Below are 16,991 nucleotides of genomic sequence, written 5' to 3'. Positions count from 1 at the left end.
GCTGGGTTGCCATGCGCCCGGGCTGCCCGCTCACCCTCGCTGCCGCCACTCACTCTGGCTGCCCAGCAACGGTGGTAGGTCCTGACGGTTTCCGGGCGGCCAGTGCCGTGTTGCTCTACCACTGTTTGCGGTCGTGGTAGGTCCTGACGGTATTCGGGGCCGCGATGCCGTGATGCTCTGCCGCTGTTCGTGGCGGTGGTAGGGGCGGACGGTATTCGGGGCCGTAATGCCGTGATGCTCTACCACTGTTCGCGGGGGTGGTAGGGGCGGACGGCACCTGGCCCGCGGCTCTGCTGCTGCGCGGCCCGGTAGGCAGAGTGAGCGGCGGCAGGGAGGGCGAGCGGGCAGGTCGGGTGCCTGATGCGCCTGAAGCTCCATCCATGATTAGCGCGAGCGATGCAGCAGATTTCCACCCGAAAGCTCTCTGGTCAGCGGCGGTACGGCGGTACGGCGGCCGATCTGCGCGGCCGCCCGGCGGAACGCTGGATCTGGGCGGCGGTGCGGAGGCGCCTCGGCCGGTCGGCGCAGAGGCGCCTGGCTGATCGGCGCGGCGGCGCGGCGCGACGACGGAGGTGCCTAGCTGATCGGCGGGGTCGCGCGGACGCGTCTTGGTGCGGTGGTGGGGTGGCCACAACGGAGGGTTACCGGGTGGGAGCTTGGCAACCTGGTGTGGATGTGGCGGCTACGTAGAGGCTTTTCAAGGAAAATTAAGCCTTGAAGTGTCGCCGTGGAGGGTGTGGGCGAGTCAAGATTCGGTTCCCGTCGTAACCCCCCCGCGATCGGAGAATGTATGTCGTCCGGCTCTGAAGCTGACCCGTTGTCGCCTCGCTCGGGTGGTGAGGCGTCCGAGGCGGACAGTGGGTTGCCGCCGCATCTTGTTCCGGGATTCCTGGTGTTCGGAGGGGTCTTTCGGCGGCCGTTCCGTCTTGGGGTTGAGCGGCCGGGGATGGCTTCGCCGCAATGGAAGCGGCGGCCACAGCGGACTTCGCGCGCTCGGCGTCACCAGACGGCGCCGCCGCCTTGATCGGGAGCGGGATGCTCGCCGATCGCACCGGGCGCGCGGCATTCGCTGGGTGGCCTCGATCGGCGCCGATGAGCGGCCGGGAAGCACCCGCGGGCGGACGCGAACACATGTCGAGCAGCGGCCGGGATGCGGCTGGGAATGTCGGTGGGCGCGCGACGGTGGCTGACGGCGGCGCGTCGGGTGAGTGGTGGGTGGCGGCGGGCGGTCGTGTTGCTCCGAGGTGGCGCGATGGGTTCGGTGAGAGTTGGTGGGCCGAGGTGCGATCTCGGGGCGGAACACGTTGACTGGATGGGCCACTGTGACCGGTCGGGCCGTGTCGGGCGGTCGTGTCATGGGTGACCTGGATGTCGGCTGGGCTGACCGGCCGGGATTCGGACAGGGGAAGCTCGACTGACCGGCCGACAAGCGCGGGCCGACCCGGTAGACGGGCAGCCGGCGAAGAGCTGAGCGACCAGCAGACGGAAGGCGGCGAAGCAACCGACGCCGTGACGTTGGGTTGATCACGGACAGGGAGGCTTGCCCCACCAGGAGCGCGCGGCGCCGGGACCCCCACCCCGGCGCCGCGCCCGTTTCGCCGGGAATGGTGGCTCCACCATGGAGTGAAAGGTCACAGCAAGTTCACAGGTATTCGTTACGCTTCGTGCAGCGATGGGAGTCGAAACAAGGGCGGTCAGCGTGTGGCCAGGCCGTCCAGGAGGAGGGACAGCTGGCGGCGCCAGGATTGGGGGTCGGGGGAACGCTGGATGACGCCGGCGTTGGCCATCAAGAGGCGCCACAGGTCTTCCAGGTCGAAGTCGGCTCGTAGGGCGCCGGCCTCCTGGGCCCGCTGGATGACCTCGCGCGCGCGGCGCTGGGACGCCGCCCGGAGCTGGGCCAGGCGGTCGTCGCCGTCGAAGTTCACCGCCACCAGGAGTTCGCCCAGGCCCTTGTTCGCCGCCTGCAGCTCGCACAACGCGGTCACGTAGCCTACGAACGCCGGCCACGGGTCGGGCTGGGCCAGCGCGTGCTCGGCCAGCTCGACCTGGGTGGCCTTGCGGTCGGCGAAGACCGCGGCGATCAGGTCGCGGCGGGTGGGGAAACGGCGGTACAGCGTGGCATTGCCGACGCCGGCGCGGCGGGCGATCTCGTCCAGCGACGCCTCCAGGCCGTGTTCGCTGAACACCTCGCGGGCGGCGGCGAGCAGGGCGATGCGGTTGCGCTCCGCGTCAGCGCGCAATCGTACGGCAGCCATCTACACAGCGTACCGACGCTAACGGGGATAAGTCCCCGTTCAGCGGTAGCGTGACGAACGACGAAAAGACCACAAGGAGGCCTCTCGGTGGACATCCAGACGCGCGACGGTGTGGCGGACAGTTACCTGGTGCGACCCCCGGGGGACGGGCCGTTCCCGGGCGTGCTGCTCTTCATGGATGCCTTCGGGCTCCGGCCGCGGCTGGAGGAGATGGCCGACCGCATCGCGGAGCGCGGTTACGCCGTACTCGTACCGAATCTGTTCTATCGCTTCGGCCGCACCCCGCTGGTCGACCTGGCCGGAATGAGCGACCCGGACCGGCGCGGTGAGATCTTCGGGACGGTCATGCCGATGATTCAGGATCTGAGCCGGGACAAAGTCATCAGCGACACGGAGTCCTACCTGGACGCCCTGGGAACAGAAGCGGTGGTGGCGGTCGGCTACTGCATGGGCGGGCGGAACGCGCTCGTGGCCGCCGAGGGTCACCCCGACCGGATCAAGGCCGTCGCCAGCTTCCACGCCGGGGGTGTGGTCACCGACCAGCCGGACAGCCCGCACCTGCACGTGGCGGCGCTGGCCGGGAACACCGAGCTGTACTTCGGGCACGCCGACAACGACCGCTCGATGACCGCCGACAACATCAAGGCGCTGGAGGCCGCGCTGGACGACGCGGGGGTCACCTACACCTCGGAGCTTTACCCGGGGGCGCCGCACGGCTTCACTATGTCGGACACCGCGATGTACCACGAAGAGGGCGAGAAGAGGCACTGGATGAGGCTGTTCGAGCTGCTCGACCGCGTCCACCCGGCCGGCTGAGCGGGAACGTGTCGGACGCGACGGTACGGCGCACCGAGAGCTGGCTGATCCGGCAGGGGCTGCCGCAACTGATCGCCGACTACAGCTTCACCGGACACATCCTGCCGCGCATGGTGCCGTTCCTGGCGCTGGTCGCGGTCACCGGACTGTTGTGGCCGCTGCGTGACGAGCTGAGCCCGGTCGGCCGGTTCATCACCGTGGCGGTGGTGCTGGTCGGCGGGGTGGTGGCCGGGATCCTGCTCAACCGGTTCCGGCGGCTGCCCACGTTCCCGCGCTGGATGGCGGTCACCGTCGTGGTCGCGTACGGCATCATGCCGCTCCTGATCCCGCTGCTGGACGTGGCCGTCTGGCATCGGGCGTCGGCGCCGCAACTGCACGCCGGCGCGATCACCGAGGGCAGCACGACCTTCCTGCGCGCGTTCGTCGCCTTCCTGGCCATCTTCGTGGCGCTGTTCGAGGTGTCCCGGCTGGCCACCACCTACGGCGCCCTGCCGATGCTGGAACGCGCGGTCCGGCACGCCGTGCGGGACCTGCGGAACACCGTGCGGCTGCAGAGCCGGGCGCTGCCGATGCTGCTGTTCGTCACGCTGTTCTTCTTCTTCACCGGCGAGCTGTGGCAGGCCATGAACCGGCTCTCCTGGTGGCGGCTGAGCGGGGTGCTCACGCTGTTCGCCGCGGTCACTGTGTTCGCCGCGGCCGGTCGGTTGCGCGAGGAGATCGGCCGGGTCGAGCAGGATCTGAGTACGCCCACGCTGGAGGCCGCCTGCAAGGACACCCCGCTCGAGCACCTGCCGATCGGTGAGCTGGTGCCGGACGGCGGGGCCCACCCGCCGCCGCTGAACAGCCGGCAGGTCGGCAACCTGCTGGTCATGCTCGCCTCCCGGCAACTGGTCCAGGCGATGGTGGTCGGGCTCTGGCTGTTCGCGTTCTTCCTGATCGTCGGTCTGCTCGTGGTCAGCCCGGAGACGGCCGAGCAGTGGATCGGCGGTCCGCCGCACTATTCGCCGGTGTTCCCGGACGTGCCGTCGGCGCTGTTCCGCAACGCGGCGCTGCTGGCCGGCTTCGGCAGCATGTACTTCGCCGTCACCTCGATGATCGACACCGAGAACCGCCGCCAGTTCTTCGCCCCGATCCTCGACGAGGTCGAAAGCACCCTCGCGGTACGCGCGGTCTACCTCGCAGCGCATGAAGCATCCGTGAAGCAGGGGCCTTCTAGCCTGCCCGGATGATTCGCGGGCTTGCGCTGCTGGGTGTGTTCCTGGTGCCGACCGTCGTGACGCCAACGGCCGCGACACCGGAGCGGCCGGCCGTGGTCTACGACAGCGACATGGACTTCGACGACGCGTCGACGCTCGCGCTGCTCTGCGAGGAGCACAAGCTCGGCCGGATCGACCTGCGCGCGGTGACGGTCGCCAACGACGGTTTCGGGATGCCGGGACGGGCCCGCCGCCACGCGCACAGCGTGCTGGAGCAGTGCGGGCGGCCGGACATCCCGGTGGCCGACGGCGCCACCGGTGAGGGCGTGCACCCGGCGCCACCCGAGCTGGTCGCCACCATCGAGACCGTGCTGACCGGCGCGCTGGACGACGCCGGCCGCACGTCGCCGCCGTCCCGGCTGACCGCCGCCCAGCTGATCGCGCTCACCGCGCTGACCTCGCGTCACCCGATCACCGTGCTGGCGACCGGACCGATGAGCAACGTGGCCGACGCGCTGGCCGTCCCGGGCGTGCCGGCGCGGATCGGGCGCGTCCAGCTGATGGGCGGGGCGATCGCGGTGGGCGGCAACCTCTACGGGTCGGCGCTGCCCGGGTTCGACAACTCGCAGGAGTTCAACCTGTGGATGGACCCGCCGGCCGCCCGCGACCTGCTGCGCCGCGCCCGGCCGGGGAGCATCCACCTGGTGCCGCTCGACGCGACCCGCTTCGTGCCGATCACCGATGAGTACGTGGCCCGGATCGGCGCCTCGGCCCGGGCGCCGGGCGCCCGCATCGCGTACCGGATCGCCAGTCAGCCCGATCTGGCCGCGCTGATCGATCTGGACATCATGTTCTGGTGGGACGCCCTGGCCGCGGTGTCGCTGGTGCATCCGTCGGTGGTGACGGCGTCGCGGCCGGCCCGGATCGCGATCGTCCAGGACGGCGCGCAGTCGGGGCGGACCGTCGAGACTGCCCACGGCACCCCGGTGACCGTGGTGACCGAGGCCGACCGGGCCGCGTTCGAGCAGATGTTCCTCGACGGGCTGAACGGCGTCTCCCCGCGGGACAACCCGGCGGTGGGGCACCGGGGGTGACCGGCGACGGAGCCGGCGTGTGGGTCACGCCGGCTTCTTCGTCGGCGTACCCCATCCGCTCCGATCGTGCGCCGGCGCACCACCGACCTCGCCATCCTCGGCAGCCTCGCGGTCGGCATGGCGGAAAAGCCGCAGCCCGAAACCTCACCTCCCGCCTCCCCTGGTCGAAGGGAAGGTGCGAGAGGAGGGGATGGCAACGTGTCGCAACGCGCACTGGACGCGGAGGAGCTCTCGGCCGCCATCCTCGCGATCGAGGACGAACTGGTCTTCGACGCCATCGAGGCCCGTGACCTGGCCGACGGATACGAGCAGCGGGCCGTCGAACTCGGCGACCAGTTGCTCGTGCACCGCGCCCGGCTGTGCCAGATCGCCGTGCTCATGCGGGCCGGCGACCTGGCCGGCGCGGCCACCCGGATCTGGGCGGTGCACCGCTGGGCCGAGGAGAACGAGTCCCGGAAGCTGCTCGCCCGCACCCATCTGGTCTGGGCCAACATCCACCGGCTGCTCGGCGACTACTCGAAGAACCTGGAGCAGTCGCTGCTCGCGGTCGAGCTCCTGGACGACGACTCGACCCCGTTCATGCGCATCTGGCACCTGGCCCGGCTGGGCGGCGCGTTCGGCCTGGTCGACTCGCGGGCGGCGGCCCGGGAGCGCTACGAGCAGGCCGAGGACGCGGCCCGCCGCTTCCACCACCCGGTGCTCGAGCTCTGGGTGCTGAACAACTACGCGTGGTCCGAGTGCCTGATGGGCGAGCCGGTCCGCGCCGAGCGGATCATCGAGCGGCTGCGCCCGCTGGCCGACACGTACGGCTTCGAGCTGCACCCGACGATCCTGGACACGATCGGCTCCATCGAGATCGAGAACGGGCAGTACGCACAGGCCGAGAAGACCCTGCTGGAGTGTGTCCGGCGGCATGGCGACGGCCGGCTCGAGGACGCCGACTCAATGGCGCAGTACCTGCTCACCCTGGCCCGGGCCCAGCGCGGCATGGGCGCCGTGCACCGCGCGCAGACGACGCTGGACGAGTGCCGGGCGATCTGCGTGGAGCGGGAACTCGGCCACGTCATGGTGCGGGTCCATCAGGACCAGGCCGAGCTGTACGCCGCCCGCGGTGAGTTCGCCCTGGCGTTCGCCGAGCACAAGCAGTTCTTCACCGCCCACCTCGCGCTGGGGTCGGCCGAGCGGGAGGCGCAGGCGCGCACCCGCCAGGCCATGTACGAGACGGCCGAGGCCCGCGAGGAGGCGGAGCGGTTCCGCGAGCAGGCGCGCCGCGACCCGCTCACCGGCCTGCGCAACCGCCGGTACGTCGACGAGCAGTTGCCCGCCCTGATCCAGCGGGACGGGGACCTCACCCTGGCCATCGTCGACCTGGACCACTTCAAGCAGATCAACGACCAGCTCTCGCACGACGTCGGCGACCAGGTGCTGATCGAGGTGGCCCGGCTGCTGGAGACGTCGTTGGCGGAGGTCTGCGGCGACGGCTTCGTGGCGCGCATGGGTGGCGAGGAGTTCCTGCTGGTGCTGCCGGAGATCGAGGTTTTCGCCGCGGCCCGCCTGCTCGAGGTGATCCGGGCGACGATCGGCGCGCACCCGTGGCAACCGATCACCCGCGAGCTGCCGGTCACGGTCAGCATCGGGGTCGCGACCCGGGCCGAGACGCCCGCGCCGACCCAGCCCGTCCTGCTGTCCATCGCCGACCGCAACCTCTATGCGGCCAAGCACGCCGGTCGCGACCGGGTGGTCTTCAACATGACGCGTGACCTGCGGAATCGCTCCTACCGAGACGCTGCGACGGCCGCCTGACGATGGACGCTCTGCTGGAGATCGAAGACGGTACGCCCGGGGATGTCGCGGAGGCCCCTCGCCACCGCTCGCCGGCTGGAGCAGGAGGCGCTGGCGCTCGGCGACGAGCTGCTGGTGCAGCGGGCCCGGCTGTGCGCCGTGGCGATGTTGATGAGGACCGGCGAGCTGGCCACGGCCGCGCGGCAGATCTGCCGGATGTCGCGGCCGCGGACGCCACCACCTGCCTCGATCACATCCGCCGGGCCGTCGCCGCCCATCCCCTGGCACCTCGTCGCCGGCGAGCTGGCCGTCACCATCAGCGCCGGCGTCGCGAGCGGTTCGTCGTCGCTCCCGGAGCTGCTGTCCGAGGCCGATCGCAACCTCTACGCGGCCAAGCACGCCGGGCGCGACCGGGTGGTCTTCCGGCCGGCGGCCTAGACCCTTTTTCGAGTACGAGCGACGGAAAGGCCGGCGGGGCACTCACGCCGGGCCGTCGCTGGTCACCCTCGGTGCCCCACCGCCGGGTTGTCCCGGGTGGTCACGCCCTGTTGATGCAGGATGCACTCACGGCGTTCATGATCGTTTGAAGCCGGTCGAGCGGCCTGGCACGGGGGAACCCGACCGCCCGACCGGGGTCTCAGGGGCGGAGCCGCGGACGTTTGCGGATCGGGCGAGGCGGGAGGCAGTGGGCCCGGACGAGCACCTCACGGCGCGCGCCCTCGCGACCCGAGCCATCGATGAGCACGCCCTCGACCTCGAGCCACGTGTCGCCCTCGAACGGTACCGGCCGGTCCCAGTCGATGCGGTCCAGCTTGATGGTCAGCGGGCCGATGCCGTAGCAATAGTCGGTCTCGGCGAACTCGCAGATCAGGTGGCGGCGCAGAGCCGGCTGGAGCCGCCCGCCGCGCATCGCCGGCGACTCGGCCACCCACGAGGTCGGGTGACCGTGCCACATGCAGCGCAGGGCCTCAAGCGTGCGGATCGGACTCACCACCGTCCTGCTTCCGACGGGTCGACCGAATCAATGCGTAGCGTACGCCGCCGAAACGGTGAGTGACGACGCTCGCGCGGGACGAGGCCGCGTAGAAGTCGTCGATGAGCAGGTCGTCGCGATACAAGAGTGCTGGGTTGCCCTTCCGCGCGTGGTCCGTCGCACGCGGATCGGACGGGTCAGGAAGCTCCGGACCGATGTTCGGGACCCACATGCTCTGTTACCTCCCGCTTGGACGCCCCCGCCAAGGAGCCTCGCTTGAGGTCGTTCTGCGACCGTATGGTCACTTAAAGATGTCACCCTCGGTGACCTTTTTTCTAATGGTGCGTGCGTTATCATGCTCACAATCCCGTGATAGCGCAAGGCCAAATGCACGTGCATCTGCACAGCCTGTCGCCTGATCGGGCCGGAGGGTAGTACCACCACCGGCCGAGACCCGGCCGGAAGGGCAACGTAGGGAGTAACAAATGTCGCGCATGGTCAACGGCATGTCGGCCAGCCAGTTGCTTGGAGTGACCTGGCAGAAGAGCGGCCGAAGCAACCCCAGCGGCAACTGCGTCGAATGCGCCGCCCTGCCGGACGGCAGCGTCGCCGTGCGGAACTCCCGGGACCCTGAGGGCCCGGCTCTGATCTACACGCCCGCCGAGATCGAGGCCTTCATCGGCGGGGTCCGCGACGGCGACTTCGACAACCTGCTCCCCCGCTGAGACATGCTGAGGCTCGTCCCGCCGCCCGGGTCAGCCTCAGACGGGGGTCAGGCTCAGCCCGGCCGGCCGACCTCGTGCAGGAGCTTCTCGAGAATCTCCGGCGTGTGGTTCGGCGGGTCGGCGTCGATGCAGACGCGTTCCATCGCGATGGCGTACTGATCGACGTCCTCGCGCTTGTCGAGATAGATGGCGCTGGTGAGCTGCTCGACGTAGACCACGTCGGGCAGCTCGGGCTCCGGGAAACGCAGGATCGAGAACGGTCCGCCCGCCGCGGCGTGGCCGCCGGCGTCGAACGGGATGATCTGGAGCCGTACGTTGGGCTGCTTGGCCGCTTCGATCAGGGCCTCGATCTGAGCCTTCATCACCTCGACGCCGCCGATCGGGCGGCGGAGCACGGCCTCGTCCACCACGGCCCAGATCTGCGGTGGCATGGGCCGGTTGAGAACCATCTGCCGCTGCCGGCGGAGCTCCACCCGACGGTCGATCTCGTCGGCGTTCGCACCGGCGTGGCCGAGCATGATGACCGCGCGGGCGTATTCCGGGGTCTGCAAGAGGCCGGGCACGAACTGGATCTCGTACGTGCGGATCAGCGTCGCCGCGGCCTCCAGGCCGAGGTAGGACTGGAACCAGCCGGGCAGGATGTCGCCGAAGTGGTGCCACCAGCCGGGGTTGTTGGCCTGCCGGGCCAGGCCCAGCAGCGCCTCGCGCTCCTTGAGATCGGTGACGCCGTAGAGGGACAGCAGGTCGGCGACGTCACGCTCCTTGAAGCTGACCCGGCCGAGTTCCATGCGGCTGATCTTGGAGCCGGACGCGCGGATCTCCCACCCCGCGTCCTCGCGGGTGATCGCCTTGCCTTCGCGCAGCCGCCGAAGTTGTGCACCTAGAAGGATGCGCAGCACGGTCGGGCCGCTGCCCGGCGCCTCCTCCGCAGTCACGTGACTTCCCGCCTCTTGATCTCCATTGATGAGGGCTGCCGGCACGCAGTCCCTTCGCATCTTAGGGGTGTGATCGTCCGGCACGAAACCGTCCGATGCATCCATCTCATGGAACTCGCACGAGCCATATGCACGTGCATCCGGCCTTGCGATTGCACTGGTTCGCGAGCATGATAGCTGACAGGCGCGTATCGACCTGCTGACACAGCGTGCTGAAAAGTTCGATTTCTCGACCGAGGTGCTCCCCCGCCGACGTTGAAGCACTTGATCTTGGAGGCTTCCCCGATGTCCACTCCGACCATCGCCCCGCCGGAGCGCGACCCTCAGGATGTTCTGCCGGCTGACACCTATCACAAGGCCGACCCCGTGTGGGTCTACCGCAACGGCTGGCGGGCCGGTGTCATCGAGGCCGCCTCCGCGCGCGCCGTCACGGTCACCTATCGGCCCGGCGCCGCTCTCGGCACCGGCGTCGACACGTTCACCGCCGATTGCGTGGAAAAGCGCGCCGACGAGGACCCGGCGCTCGACAACCGTTCTCTGCTGGTGAAGCGCGTACCCGCCGAAGTGCGGAACGCCGCGTGACCGGGGCGGTGGCGCTCGCCGCCATCATCGGCCTGGCCAGCCTCCTGGCCGGTGTCGCCCTCGGCTGGTACCTGCGACGCACCAACGACTGGTGCACGCATTGCGGCGACCAGCTCAGCTGCGCCGGTTGCGGCAAGCGAGCCGGCTGGCCCCGCCCCCACGCGACGACGACTCGGGAGCCCGAGAACGCGCGCTAGTCTCACCCCTCCGCTGGAGCGCGTCTGACGTTTTGACGCCCCGACTCGCGGGTAGTCGATGTCGTCAGCGCTCTGATCGTGGAGGTGTCAGGTGCTGGAACCACACGAGAAGCAGTCCTTCGACAGTCTGGTGGCGGGCCTGCGAGCCGGCGACCCACGGTTCAACCGCCGGATCGACAAGCTGACCCGCCCGCCCCGGCGACGGCTGCGCCTGGCCCTGGCGGTTCTGCTGTGGACGCTGGCGCCGGTGTGCATCTGGCTCGGCGGCTGGACCGGCTTCTTCATGGCCGTGGTCGGCGCCGCTTACGGCGTACACCTGGTCAAGAAGCGCGCCCCCCTCGCCGGCCGCACCCAGCGGTTCAGGTCCAGCGATCCCCGGTGAGGCGCTCGTAGGCCTCGACATACCGGTTACGCGTCGCCTCGACCACCGCTTCCGGGATCTCGGGCCCCGGCGCGGTGCGGTCCCAGTCGGCGCGCTCGGTGATCGCCCAGTCCCGCAGGAACTGCTTGTCGAGGTACCGCAGTGAGGTGCCCGGCTGCCAGTCCTCGCTGAGCATGAACCGGCTCGAGTCCGGCGTAAGCAGCTCATCGGCGATCGTGAGGCCGCGCTCCCCGAACCCCACCTCGATCTTGGTGTCCAGGATCAGGATCCCGCGTTCCTTCGCGATCTCGGACCCGAGCCGGTACACCTCCATGGTGATCCGCCGCAGCTCAGCCGCCACGTCCGGCCCTTCCTGGGCCACCACCGCGTCGTACGTGACGGTCTCGTCATGCCCCTGCCCCGGCGCAACCTTGGTCGAGGGCGTGAAGATCGGCTCAGGCAGCCGTGACCCTTCCACCAGCCCGTCCGGCAGCGGGTTGCCCCCCACGGCCCGTTCCTTGGCATAGTCCTTGACCCCGGAGCCGGCCAGATACCCCCGAGCGATGCACTCCACCATGACCATCCGGAGCCGCTCGCAGCGAACCGCCCGCCCCCGCCACTCGTCCGGCACATCCCCCGCCGACCGCACATGATTCGGCGCGACGTCCTTGAGCTGCTCGAACCACCAGAGACTCAGCTGGGTGAGAATCTTCCCTTTGTCGGGAATAGGTGTAGGCAGGACAACATCAAAAATCGACACCCGATCACTGGCCACCAGAAGAAGATCGTCCCCGTCCGAGTAGACGTCCCGAACTTTCCCCGAGTGCAACAGCTCCACGAGTTCTCCCAGCGATCGATAGGTGGGGTCGGCCGAAGACTAGCTGACGTGGTCGGCTCGCCCGGCTCGGCGCTCGTGCGCCCGACTCCCCGGCATTCATCCTAAAATCGGCGACAGACTTCCTACTGGGGGGATACCAATGGCGATCATCAGGTCGTTTCGAGCATCGAGCCAGAACGTCAAGCGGCACTCGACCGACGTCGACTGCGAGTGGGCTGTTGTCGGCGGAGGAGATGACCGCGTCCTGCATCTCTCCACCTTCGGGAGCGACACCCGCAAGAGCCAGCCCAAGTCCAGTCAGAGCATTCAGCTCGACCGCGCCCGCGCGCAGGAACTGATCGACATCCTCGTCAAGGCGTTCCCAGGCATCTCGCGGTAAGCACGGTCAGCGCCAGCCGCTACCAAGCCGCAGCTCAGCAGAACCCATCTCGGTTCTCAAGGCGGCCGATCGGGGTGGGCATCGGACAACTCGACGGCGGTGACGGTCAAAGGTGGCTACGCCGGGTTCTCGGCCGCGCCCGAGCAGATCGCCGGCGCCACCGTGGCCGCGCCCACCGACACGATCAACCTCACCATGCGCGGCAAGATCAACTATCTGGCCAGGCCGGCACCTACACCCGCACCGTGACGTACACCCTGACGCCTTCCTACTGACTTCGTCTTAGGTTAGCCTCGCTAATCTCGGACATGGGGAAGGCCTTGTCATGAGCACCGTAAAGATCACCGACCGGGTCGACCTGGCCACGCTGGCCGCCGTCTACCGCCGGGTCCACGCCGGCGACCTGCACCTGACCGACCACAGTGACCCGTCGCCCGAGGACCGGCTCCGCTGGACCGCCGAGGCGCCCGGGTTCCAGGCCGCGGTCGGCTACGCGAACGGCGAGGTCGTCGGCGCGGTCGTGGGCTGCCCGCTGCCGCCCGAGACGCTGTGGTGGCGTGACCTCGGCGACGCCGACCCGGCCCTGGTGAAGGAGTGGCGGGGCCGCACGTTCGCGCTCTGCGAGGCATTCCTGCTGCCCGGCGCGCGGCGCTCCGACCTCGGCGTACGCATGATCGTGGAGCTGCTCGCGGCCCGCACCGAGGAACGCACGACGATGGCCGTCGCCGACACCAACACCCGGGTCTGGCACGCGCTGGAGAGCCGCCACTTCGAACACGTCGGCGACGTGGTCCCGTTCCCGGGCTGGCGTCCACACCGGATGCTGGTCCGCTCGCTCCCGCTGCGTCATGACCGAGCGGAACGAGCGTCATGACGCAGCGGCAGAGCATCGTGAGCGTGTACACCGAGGAACTTCCCGGTCTGGGTACGTTCGAGCTGGTCCGGCTCGACCCGGCGGCACACCTGGACACGATCTACGCCTGGGTCAGCGCCCGGCGCGCCGAGTTCTGGGGCATGACCGAGAACTCGCGCGACGAGGTCCGCGAGATCTACGAGTTCCTGGACGGCCTGGAGACCCACCACGCCTACCTGATGGAGCTGGACGGCACACCGATCGGCATCTTCCAGACCTACGAGCCCGAGCACGATCCGATCGGCGAGTACTACCCGGTGCAGGCCGGCGACTTCGGCATCCACCTCTTCCTGGCCCCGGCCGAGAAAGAGATCCAGGACTTCACGGGTACGGTCTCCGCGGCGCTGTTTCGCTTCGTCTTCCAGGTGCCGGCGCGGCAGCGGATCGTGGTCGAGCCGGACGCCCGCAACGAGCGCGCGCTGCGCCGCTGGAAGCGCCTCGGTTTCGTCTTCGACGCCCAGGTCACGCTGCCCCACAAGACCGCACAGCTGGCCTTCCTGGAACGGTCGTCGGCCGGCCGGTGAGCCCGGCCGGCCGCACAACCAAGGCGGCTCAGAAGTCGTCGTCGAAGCTGACGTTTCCGGTGACACCGACCTGGTAGGCCGAGACGCGCCGCTCGAAGAAGTTGGACAGCTCCTGCACGTCCTGCAGCTCCATGAAGGCGAACGGGTTCCTGCTGCCGTAGATCGGGTCGATGCCGAGGACGCCGAGGCGGCGGTCGGCGACGTGCTGCAGGTACTCCCGCATGTCGGTCAGGGACATGCCGGAGACGCCCTGCTCGAGCAGGTCGGCGGCGAACTGCACCTCGCACTCGACGGCCTCGGCCAGCATGTCCTTGACCTGCTGTTCCATCTCGGCGTCGAACAGGTCCGGCTCTTCCGCGCGGACCGTGTCGACGACGTCGAAGGCGAAAGCCATGTGCATCGACTCGTCGCGGAACACCCAGTTGGTGCCCGAGGCGAGGCCGTTGAGCAGCCCCCGGGAGCGCAGGAAGTAGACGTACGCGAACGCGCCGTAGAAGAACAGGCCCTCGATGCAGGCGGCGAAGCAGATCAGGTTGAGCAGGAACGCCCGCCGGTCCTCGCGGGTCCGCAACGAGCGCAGCTCGAAGATCGAGTCGATCCACTTGAAGCAGAACTCGGCCTTGCGGGCGATCGAGGGGATGTTCTCGACCGCGGCGAACGCCTCGTTCCGCTCCCTCTCGTCGGGGACGTAGGTGTCCAGCAGGTTCAGATAGAACTGAACATGGACGGCCTCCTCGAACAGCTGCCGCGAGAGGTAGAGCCGGCCCTCGGGCGAGTTGACGTGCTGATAGAGGTTGAGCACCAGGTTGTTGGCCACGATGGTGTCGCCGGTGGCGAAGAACGCGACCAGCCGCGAGACCAGGTGCTGCTCGGCCGGCGAGAGCTTGGCCAGGTCGGCGAGGTCGGAGTGCAGGTCGACCTCCTCGACGGTCCAGGTGTTCTTGATGGCGTCCTTGAAGCGGTCGAAGAAGTGCGGGTAGCGCATCGGCCGCAGCGTCAGGTCCATGCCCGGGTCCAGCAGCATCCGCTGGTCGGTGGTCTCGCGCGGGGCAGGAACGGTGGTCACTGGCAGGCCTCACAGGACTCGGGGTTCTCCAGGGAGCAGGCCACGGCCTCGACCTCGTCGACGGCCGGAACCGGCACGACGGGTGCGATCGACACGGTGGCCTGCTGGATCCGGGTCGCGGGCCGCGACCGCAGGTAGTACGTGGTCTTCAGCCCGGCTTTCCAGGCGAAGTTGTACATCGAGGAGAGCTTGCCGATGGTGGGCGAGCTCAGGAACAGGTTCAGCGACTGCGACTGGTCGATGAAGGGCTGCCGGGCCGCGGCCAGCTCGATCAGCGCCTTCTGCGGCAGCTCCCAGGCGGTACGGAACAGCTCGCGCACCTCGCCGGGCAGGCCGGTGAGGCCCTGCACCGAGCCCTCGGCCCGCCTGATCTGCTCACGGATGGCCGGGGTCCAGAGGCCGCGCGCCTTGAGTTCGCGTACCAGATAGGTGTTGATCTGAAGGAACTCGCCGGACATGGTCTCGCGCTTGAACAGGTTGGACACCTGCGGCTCGATGCACTCGTAGCAGCCGGCGATCGACGCGATCGTGGCCGTCGGGGCGATCGCGATCAGCAGGCTGTTACGCAGACCGTGCTCGGCCACCCGGGCCTTCAGTGCCGTCCATCGCTCGGTCTGCGTCGCCGGCGCGCCCCAAAGCTCGTGGTGCAGGTCGCCCTTCGCGGCCCGGGTCTCATCGAAGGCCGGGTAGGGGCCGAACCGCTCGGACAGCGCGGTCGAGGACTCCAGGGCGGTCAGGAAGATCTCCTCCTGTACGCGCGTCGACAACTCCTTCGCCTCGGCCGAGTCGAACGGCAACCGCAGCGTGAAGAACGCGTCCTGCAGACCCATCAGCCCCAGGCCGATCGGACGCCAGCGCGGGTTCGACGCCGCCGCCTGCTCCGACGGGTAGTAGTTGATGTCGATGACCCGGTCCAGGAACACCACCGCGGTGCGGACCGTGTCACGCAGCCGCTCCCAGTCGACGCCGCCGGCGGTCACGTGGGCGCCCAGGTTGATCGAGCCGAGGTTGCACACGGCGGTCTCGGCGTCGGAGTTGACCTCGAGGATCTCGGTGCACAGGTTGGACAGGTGGATGGTGTTGCCCGGGGCGCCGGTCTGGTTGGACAGGCGGTTCGAGCGGTCCTTGAAGGTCATCCAGCCGTTGCCGGTCTGGGCCAGGGTGCGCATCATCCGGCCGTACAGGTCGCGGGCCTTGACGGTTTTGACGGCCTTCTTCTCCGCGGCGCGGTAGGCCTCGTCGAAAGCCTCGCCGAACAGGTCCGGCAGCTCCGGCGCGTCCGACGGGTCGATCAGCGACCATTCGCCGTCGGCCTCGACGCGGCGCATGAACTCGTCCGGGATCCAGTTGGCCAGGTTGAGGTTGTGGGTGCGGCGCGAGTCCTCGCCGGTGTTGTCGCGCAGCTCGAGGAACTCCTCGATGTCCGGGTGCCACGGCTCCAGGTAGACGCAGGCCGCGCCCTTGCGGCGGCCGCCCTGATTGACCGCCGCCACCCCGGCGTCCAGCGTCTTGAGGAACGGGACGATGCCGTTCGACCTGCCGTTGGTACCCCGGATCAGCGCGCCCCGGCCGCGGACCCGCGACCAGGAGATGCCGATGCCGCCGGAGAACTTGGACAGCTTCGCCACCTGGTGGTAGCGCTCGTAGATCGAGTCGAGCTCGTCGCGCGGCGAGTCCACCAGGAAGCACGACGACATCTGCGTGTGCGACGTGCCCGAGTTGAACAGGGTCGGTGAGCTGGGCAGATAGGCCAGCGAGGACATCAGCCGGTAGAAGCCGATCGCCTCGGCCGGCGTCTCCGACAGGCCACAGGCGACGCGCAGCAGCCAGTACTGCGGCGTCTCGACCACCAGCCGCGTCGACGGGTGCCGCAGCAGGTAGCGGTCGGCCACCGTACGCACACCGAAGTATTCGAACCGCAGGTCACCGGCGTTGTCCACGGCGTCGTCCAGCTTGCGGGCGTTCAGCGTGACGAAGGTCAGCGTCTTGTCGCTGATCAGGCCCTGCTGGTGGGCGTACCGTCGGACGCGCAGGAGGACGCCACCGGGGAACCCCGCGAGACGCGGCCCGGCTGATGGCGTCGGCCGTCCCACGCGGCCTTCGACCGCCGCGCACACTCATGCGCGGCGCGCTGGCAGGTCTTCGGACTCGCGGGCACGACCCGTCGCCGGGTCACCTAGTGGCCGTCGCTTCCCAGGCCGGAGCCCAGTGCTTCATGACGGCGGTCGTTCCTGCTCACCGCTGCGGGGCAGTTCCGGATTCACACCGGATTCCCTGTTGCCTCGACCCTCCGGACGGAAGATCGAACCAGCTGCGAGCAACACCATATATGGCGGACTCGACGGAAGCACAACA

19 protein-coding genes, 1 pseudogene and 1 riboswitch are annotated in these 16,991 nt (G+C 69.1%); of the genes and pseudogenes, 13 read left to right on the top strand and 7 right to left on the bottom strand.

Annotation, left to right across the window (positions count from 1 at the left end):
- Positions 1-1,694: 1,694 nt before the first annotated feature.
- Positions 1,695-2,255 (bottom strand): helix-turn-helix domain-containing protein, encoded by a 561-nt coding sequence (locus AB0M54_RS39680; RefSeq protein ID WP_364312836.1) that lies wholly within the window; start codon positions 2,253-2,255, stop codon positions 1,695-1,697.
- A gap of 87 nt (positions 2,256-2,342) precedes the next feature.
- Between AB0M54_RS39680 and AB0M54_RS39675 the strand changes: the two genes are divergently transcribed.
- The 5 genes from AB0M54_RS39675 to AB0M54_RS39655 all read left to right on the top strand — a co-directional run bounded on the left by AB0M54_RS39675 (position 2,343) and on the right by AB0M54_RS39655 (position 7,581).
- Positions 2,343-3,071, top strand: a complete 729-nt coding sequence (locus AB0M54_RS39675; protein WP_364477173.1) for a dienelactone hydrolase family protein — start codon at positions 2,343-2,345, stop codon at positions 3,069-3,071.
- 8 nt (positions 3,072-3,079) lie between these two features.
- Complete coding sequence (locus AB0M54_RS39670) at positions 3,080-4,300, top strand: hypothetical protein (protein ID WP_364477172.1); 1,221 nt, start codon at positions 3,080-3,082, stop codon at positions 4,298-4,300.
- Positions 4,297-5,361, top strand: a complete 1,065-nt coding sequence (locus AB0M54_RS39665; RefSeq protein WP_364477170.1) for a nucleoside hydrolase — start codon at positions 4,297-4,299, stop codon at positions 5,359-5,361. Before AB0M54_RS39670 ends, AB0M54_RS39665 begins: the two co-directional genes overlap by 4 nt.
- Positions 5,362-5,559: 198 nt before the next feature.
- Complete coding sequence (locus AB0M54_RS39660; protein ID WP_364312827.1) at positions 5,560-7,164, top strand: GGDEF domain-containing protein; 1,605 nt, start codon at positions 5,560-5,562, stop codon at positions 7,162-7,164.
- Between the two features lie 42 nt (positions 7,165-7,206).
- Positions 7,207-7,581: a hypothetical protein gene (locus AB0M54_RS39655; protein WP_364477168.1), complete on the top strand. Its 375-nt coding sequence runs from the start codon at positions 7,207-7,209 to the stop codon at positions 7,579-7,581.
- A 199-nt stretch (positions 7,582-7,780) separates the two neighbouring features.
- Here AB0M54_RS39655 and AB0M54_RS39650 read toward each other — a convergent pair whose 3' ends face one another.
- Together AB0M54_RS39650 and AB0M54_RS39645 are read right to left on the bottom strand one after the other, a co-directional pair.
- Positions 7,781-8,134, bottom strand: coding sequence for a hypothetical protein (locus AB0M54_RS39650; RefSeq protein WP_364312821.1), 354 nt, complete (start codon positions 8,132-8,134; stop codon positions 7,781-7,783).
- The gene (locus AB0M54_RS39645; RefSeq protein WP_364312819.1) at positions 8,112-8,348 is read right to left on the bottom strand and encodes a hypothetical protein; all 237 of its coding nucleotides are present in this window, start codon (positions 8,346-8,348) and stop codon (positions 8,112-8,114) included. The genes AB0M54_RS39650 and AB0M54_RS39645 overlap by 23 nt, the downstream gene beginning before the upstream one ends.
- A 253-nt stretch (positions 8,349-8,601) precedes the next feature.
- On the opposite strand from AB0M54_RS39645, the gene AB0M54_RS39640 reads away from it, so the two are divergent.
- A complete protein-coding gene (locus AB0M54_RS39640) occupies positions 8,602-8,841 on the top strand; it encodes a DUF397 domain-containing protein (protein WP_364312817.1) in 240 nt (79 codons plus the stop codon).
- 53 nt (positions 8,842-8,894) lie between these two features.
- Here AB0M54_RS39640 and AB0M54_RS39635 read toward each other — a convergent pair whose 3' ends face one another.
- Positions 8,895-9,836, bottom strand: a complete 942-nt coding sequence (locus tag AB0M54_RS39635) for a helix-turn-helix transcriptional regulator (protein ID WP_364312814.1) — start codon at positions 9,834-9,836, stop codon at positions 8,895-8,897.
- Positions 9,837-10,061: 225 nt separating this feature from the next.
- On the opposite strand from AB0M54_RS39635, the gene AB0M54_RS39630 reads away from it, so the two are divergent.
- From AB0M54_RS39630 to AB0M54_RS39620, 3 genes are all read left to right on the top strand, one after another.
- A complete protein-coding gene (locus AB0M54_RS39630) occupies positions 10,062-10,358 on the top strand; it encodes a hypothetical protein (RefSeq protein WP_364312812.1) in 297 nt (98 codons plus the stop codon).
- Positions 10,355-10,555, top strand: coding sequence for a hypothetical protein (locus AB0M54_RS39625; protein WP_364312809.1), 201 nt, complete (start codon positions 10,355-10,357; stop codon positions 10,553-10,555). The genes AB0M54_RS39630 and AB0M54_RS39625 overlap by 4 nt, the downstream gene beginning before the upstream one ends.
- A gap of 91 nt (positions 10,556-10,646) precedes the next feature.
- On the top strand, positions 10,647-10,937 hold the full coding sequence (locus AB0M54_RS39620; RefSeq protein ID WP_364312806.1) for a DUF3040 domain-containing protein: 291 nt from the start codon (positions 10,647-10,649) through the stop codon (positions 10,935-10,937).
- Here the strand turns inward: AB0M54_RS39620 and AB0M54_RS39615 are convergent.
- Positions 10,915-11,754 carry a phosphoribosylaminoimidazolesuccinocarboxamide synthase gene (locus AB0M54_RS39615; protein WP_364312803.1) on the bottom strand — a complete coding sequence of 280 codons (840 nt, stop codon included), beginning with the start codon at positions 11,752-11,754 and terminating at the stop codon, positions 10,915-10,917. The two genes, AB0M54_RS39620 and AB0M54_RS39615, sit on opposite strands and share 23 nt — an antisense overlap.
- Positions 11,755-11,893: 139 nt before the next feature.
- Between AB0M54_RS39615 and AB0M54_RS39610 the strand changes: the two genes are divergently transcribed.
- From AB0M54_RS39610 to AB0M54_RS39595, 4 genes are all read left to right on the top strand, one after another.
- Complete coding sequence (locus AB0M54_RS39610; RefSeq protein ID WP_364312801.1) at positions 11,894-12,133, top strand: hypothetical protein; 240 nt, start codon at positions 11,894-11,896, stop codon at positions 12,131-12,133.
- A 99-nt stretch (positions 12,134-12,232) separates the two neighbouring features.
- A complete protein-coding gene (locus AB0M54_RS39605) occupies positions 12,233-12,382 on the top strand; it encodes a hypothetical protein (RefSeq protein WP_364477167.1) in 150 nt (49 codons plus the stop codon).
- A gap of 76 nt (positions 12,383-12,458) precedes the next feature.
- Entirely contained in the window at positions 12,459-13,007 is a 549-nt protein-coding gene (locus tag AB0M54_RS39600) for an N-acetyltransferase (RefSeq protein ID WP_364477165.1), read from the top strand.
- The gene (locus tag AB0M54_RS39595; RefSeq protein ID WP_364477163.1) at positions 13,004-13,570 is read left to right on the top strand and encodes a GNAT family N-acetyltransferase; all 567 of its coding nucleotides are present in this window, start codon (positions 13,004-13,006) and stop codon (positions 13,568-13,570) included. Before AB0M54_RS39600 ends, AB0M54_RS39595 begins: the two co-directional genes overlap by 4 nt.
- Before the next feature lie 28 nt (positions 13,571-13,598).
- Here AB0M54_RS39595 and AB0M54_RS39590 read toward each other — a convergent pair whose 3' ends face one another.
- Positions 13,599-14,594, bottom strand: coding sequence for a ribonucleotide-diphosphate reductase subunit beta (locus tag AB0M54_RS39590; protein WP_364477186.1), 996 nt, complete (start codon positions 14,592-14,594; stop codon positions 13,599-13,601).
- 38 nt (positions 14,595-14,632) lie between these two features.
- Positions 14,633-16,657 (bottom strand): annotated as a pseudogene (locus AB0M54_RS39585) (ribonucleoside-diphosphate reductase subunit alpha); the annotation flags it as partial.
- A gap of 94 nt (positions 16,658-16,751) precedes the next feature.
- Positions 16,752-16,963: riboswitch (cobalamin riboswitch) on the bottom strand.
- Positions 16,964-16,991 lie beyond the last annotated feature (28 nt).

Origin of the sequence: Actinoplanes sp. NPDC051470 (assembly GCF_040682035.1) — a bacterium.
Lineage (GTDB): Bacteria > Actinomycetota > Actinomycetes > Mycobacteriales > Micromonosporaceae > Actinoplanes.
Note: the sequence above shows the minus strand (reverse complement) of the source record. Positions and strands in the feature narration are given on the sequence as shown.

What these genes read in the sequence shown, in the direction of transcription:
- AB0M54_RS39680 (WP_364312836.1), bottom strand. Translation starts at nt 2,255, where the DNA reads ATGGCTGCCGTACGATTGCGCGCTGACGCGGAGCGCAACCGCATCGCC.
- AB0M54_RS39665 (WP_364477170.1), top strand. Translation starts at nt 4,297, where the DNA reads ATGATTCGCGGGCTTGCGCTGCTGGGTGTGTTCCTGGTGCCGACCGTC.
- AB0M54_RS39655 (WP_364477168.1), top strand. Translation starts at nt 7,207, where the DNA reads ATGTCGCGGAGGCCCCTCGCCACCGCTCGCCGGCTGGAGCAGGAGGCG.
- AB0M54_RS39645 (WP_364312819.1), bottom strand. Translation starts at nt 8,348, where the DNA reads ATGTGGGTCCCGAACATCGGTCCGGAGCTTCCTGACCCGTCCGATCCG.
- AB0M54_RS39640 (WP_364312817.1), top strand. Translation starts at nt 8,602, where the DNA reads ATGTCGCGCATGGTCAACGGCATGTCGGCCAGCCAGTTGCTTGGAGTG.
- AB0M54_RS39635 (WP_364312814.1), bottom strand. Translation starts at nt 9,836, where the DNA reads ATGCGAAGGGACTGCGTGCCGGCAGCCCTCATCAATGGAGATCAAGAG.
- AB0M54_RS39630 (WP_364312812.1), top strand. Translation starts at nt 10,062, where the DNA reads ATGTCCACTCCGACCATCGCCCCGCCGGAGCGCGACCCTCAGGATGTT.
- AB0M54_RS39610 (WP_364312801.1), top strand. Translation starts at nt 11,894, where the DNA reads ATGGCGATCATCAGGTCGTTTCGAGCATCGAGCCAGAACGTCAAGCGG.
- AB0M54_RS39600 (WP_364477165.1), top strand. Translation starts at nt 12,459, where the DNA reads ATGAGCACCGTAAAGATCACCGACCGGGTCGACCTGGCCACGCTGGCC.
- AB0M54_RS39595 (WP_364477163.1), top strand. Translation starts at nt 13,004, where the DNA reads ATGACGCAGCGGCAGAGCATCGTGAGCGTGTACACCGAGGAACTTCCC.
- AB0M54_RS39590 (WP_364477186.1), bottom strand. Translation starts at nt 14,594, where the DNA reads ATGCTGCTGGACCCGGGCATGGACCTGACGCTGCGGCCGATGCGCTAC.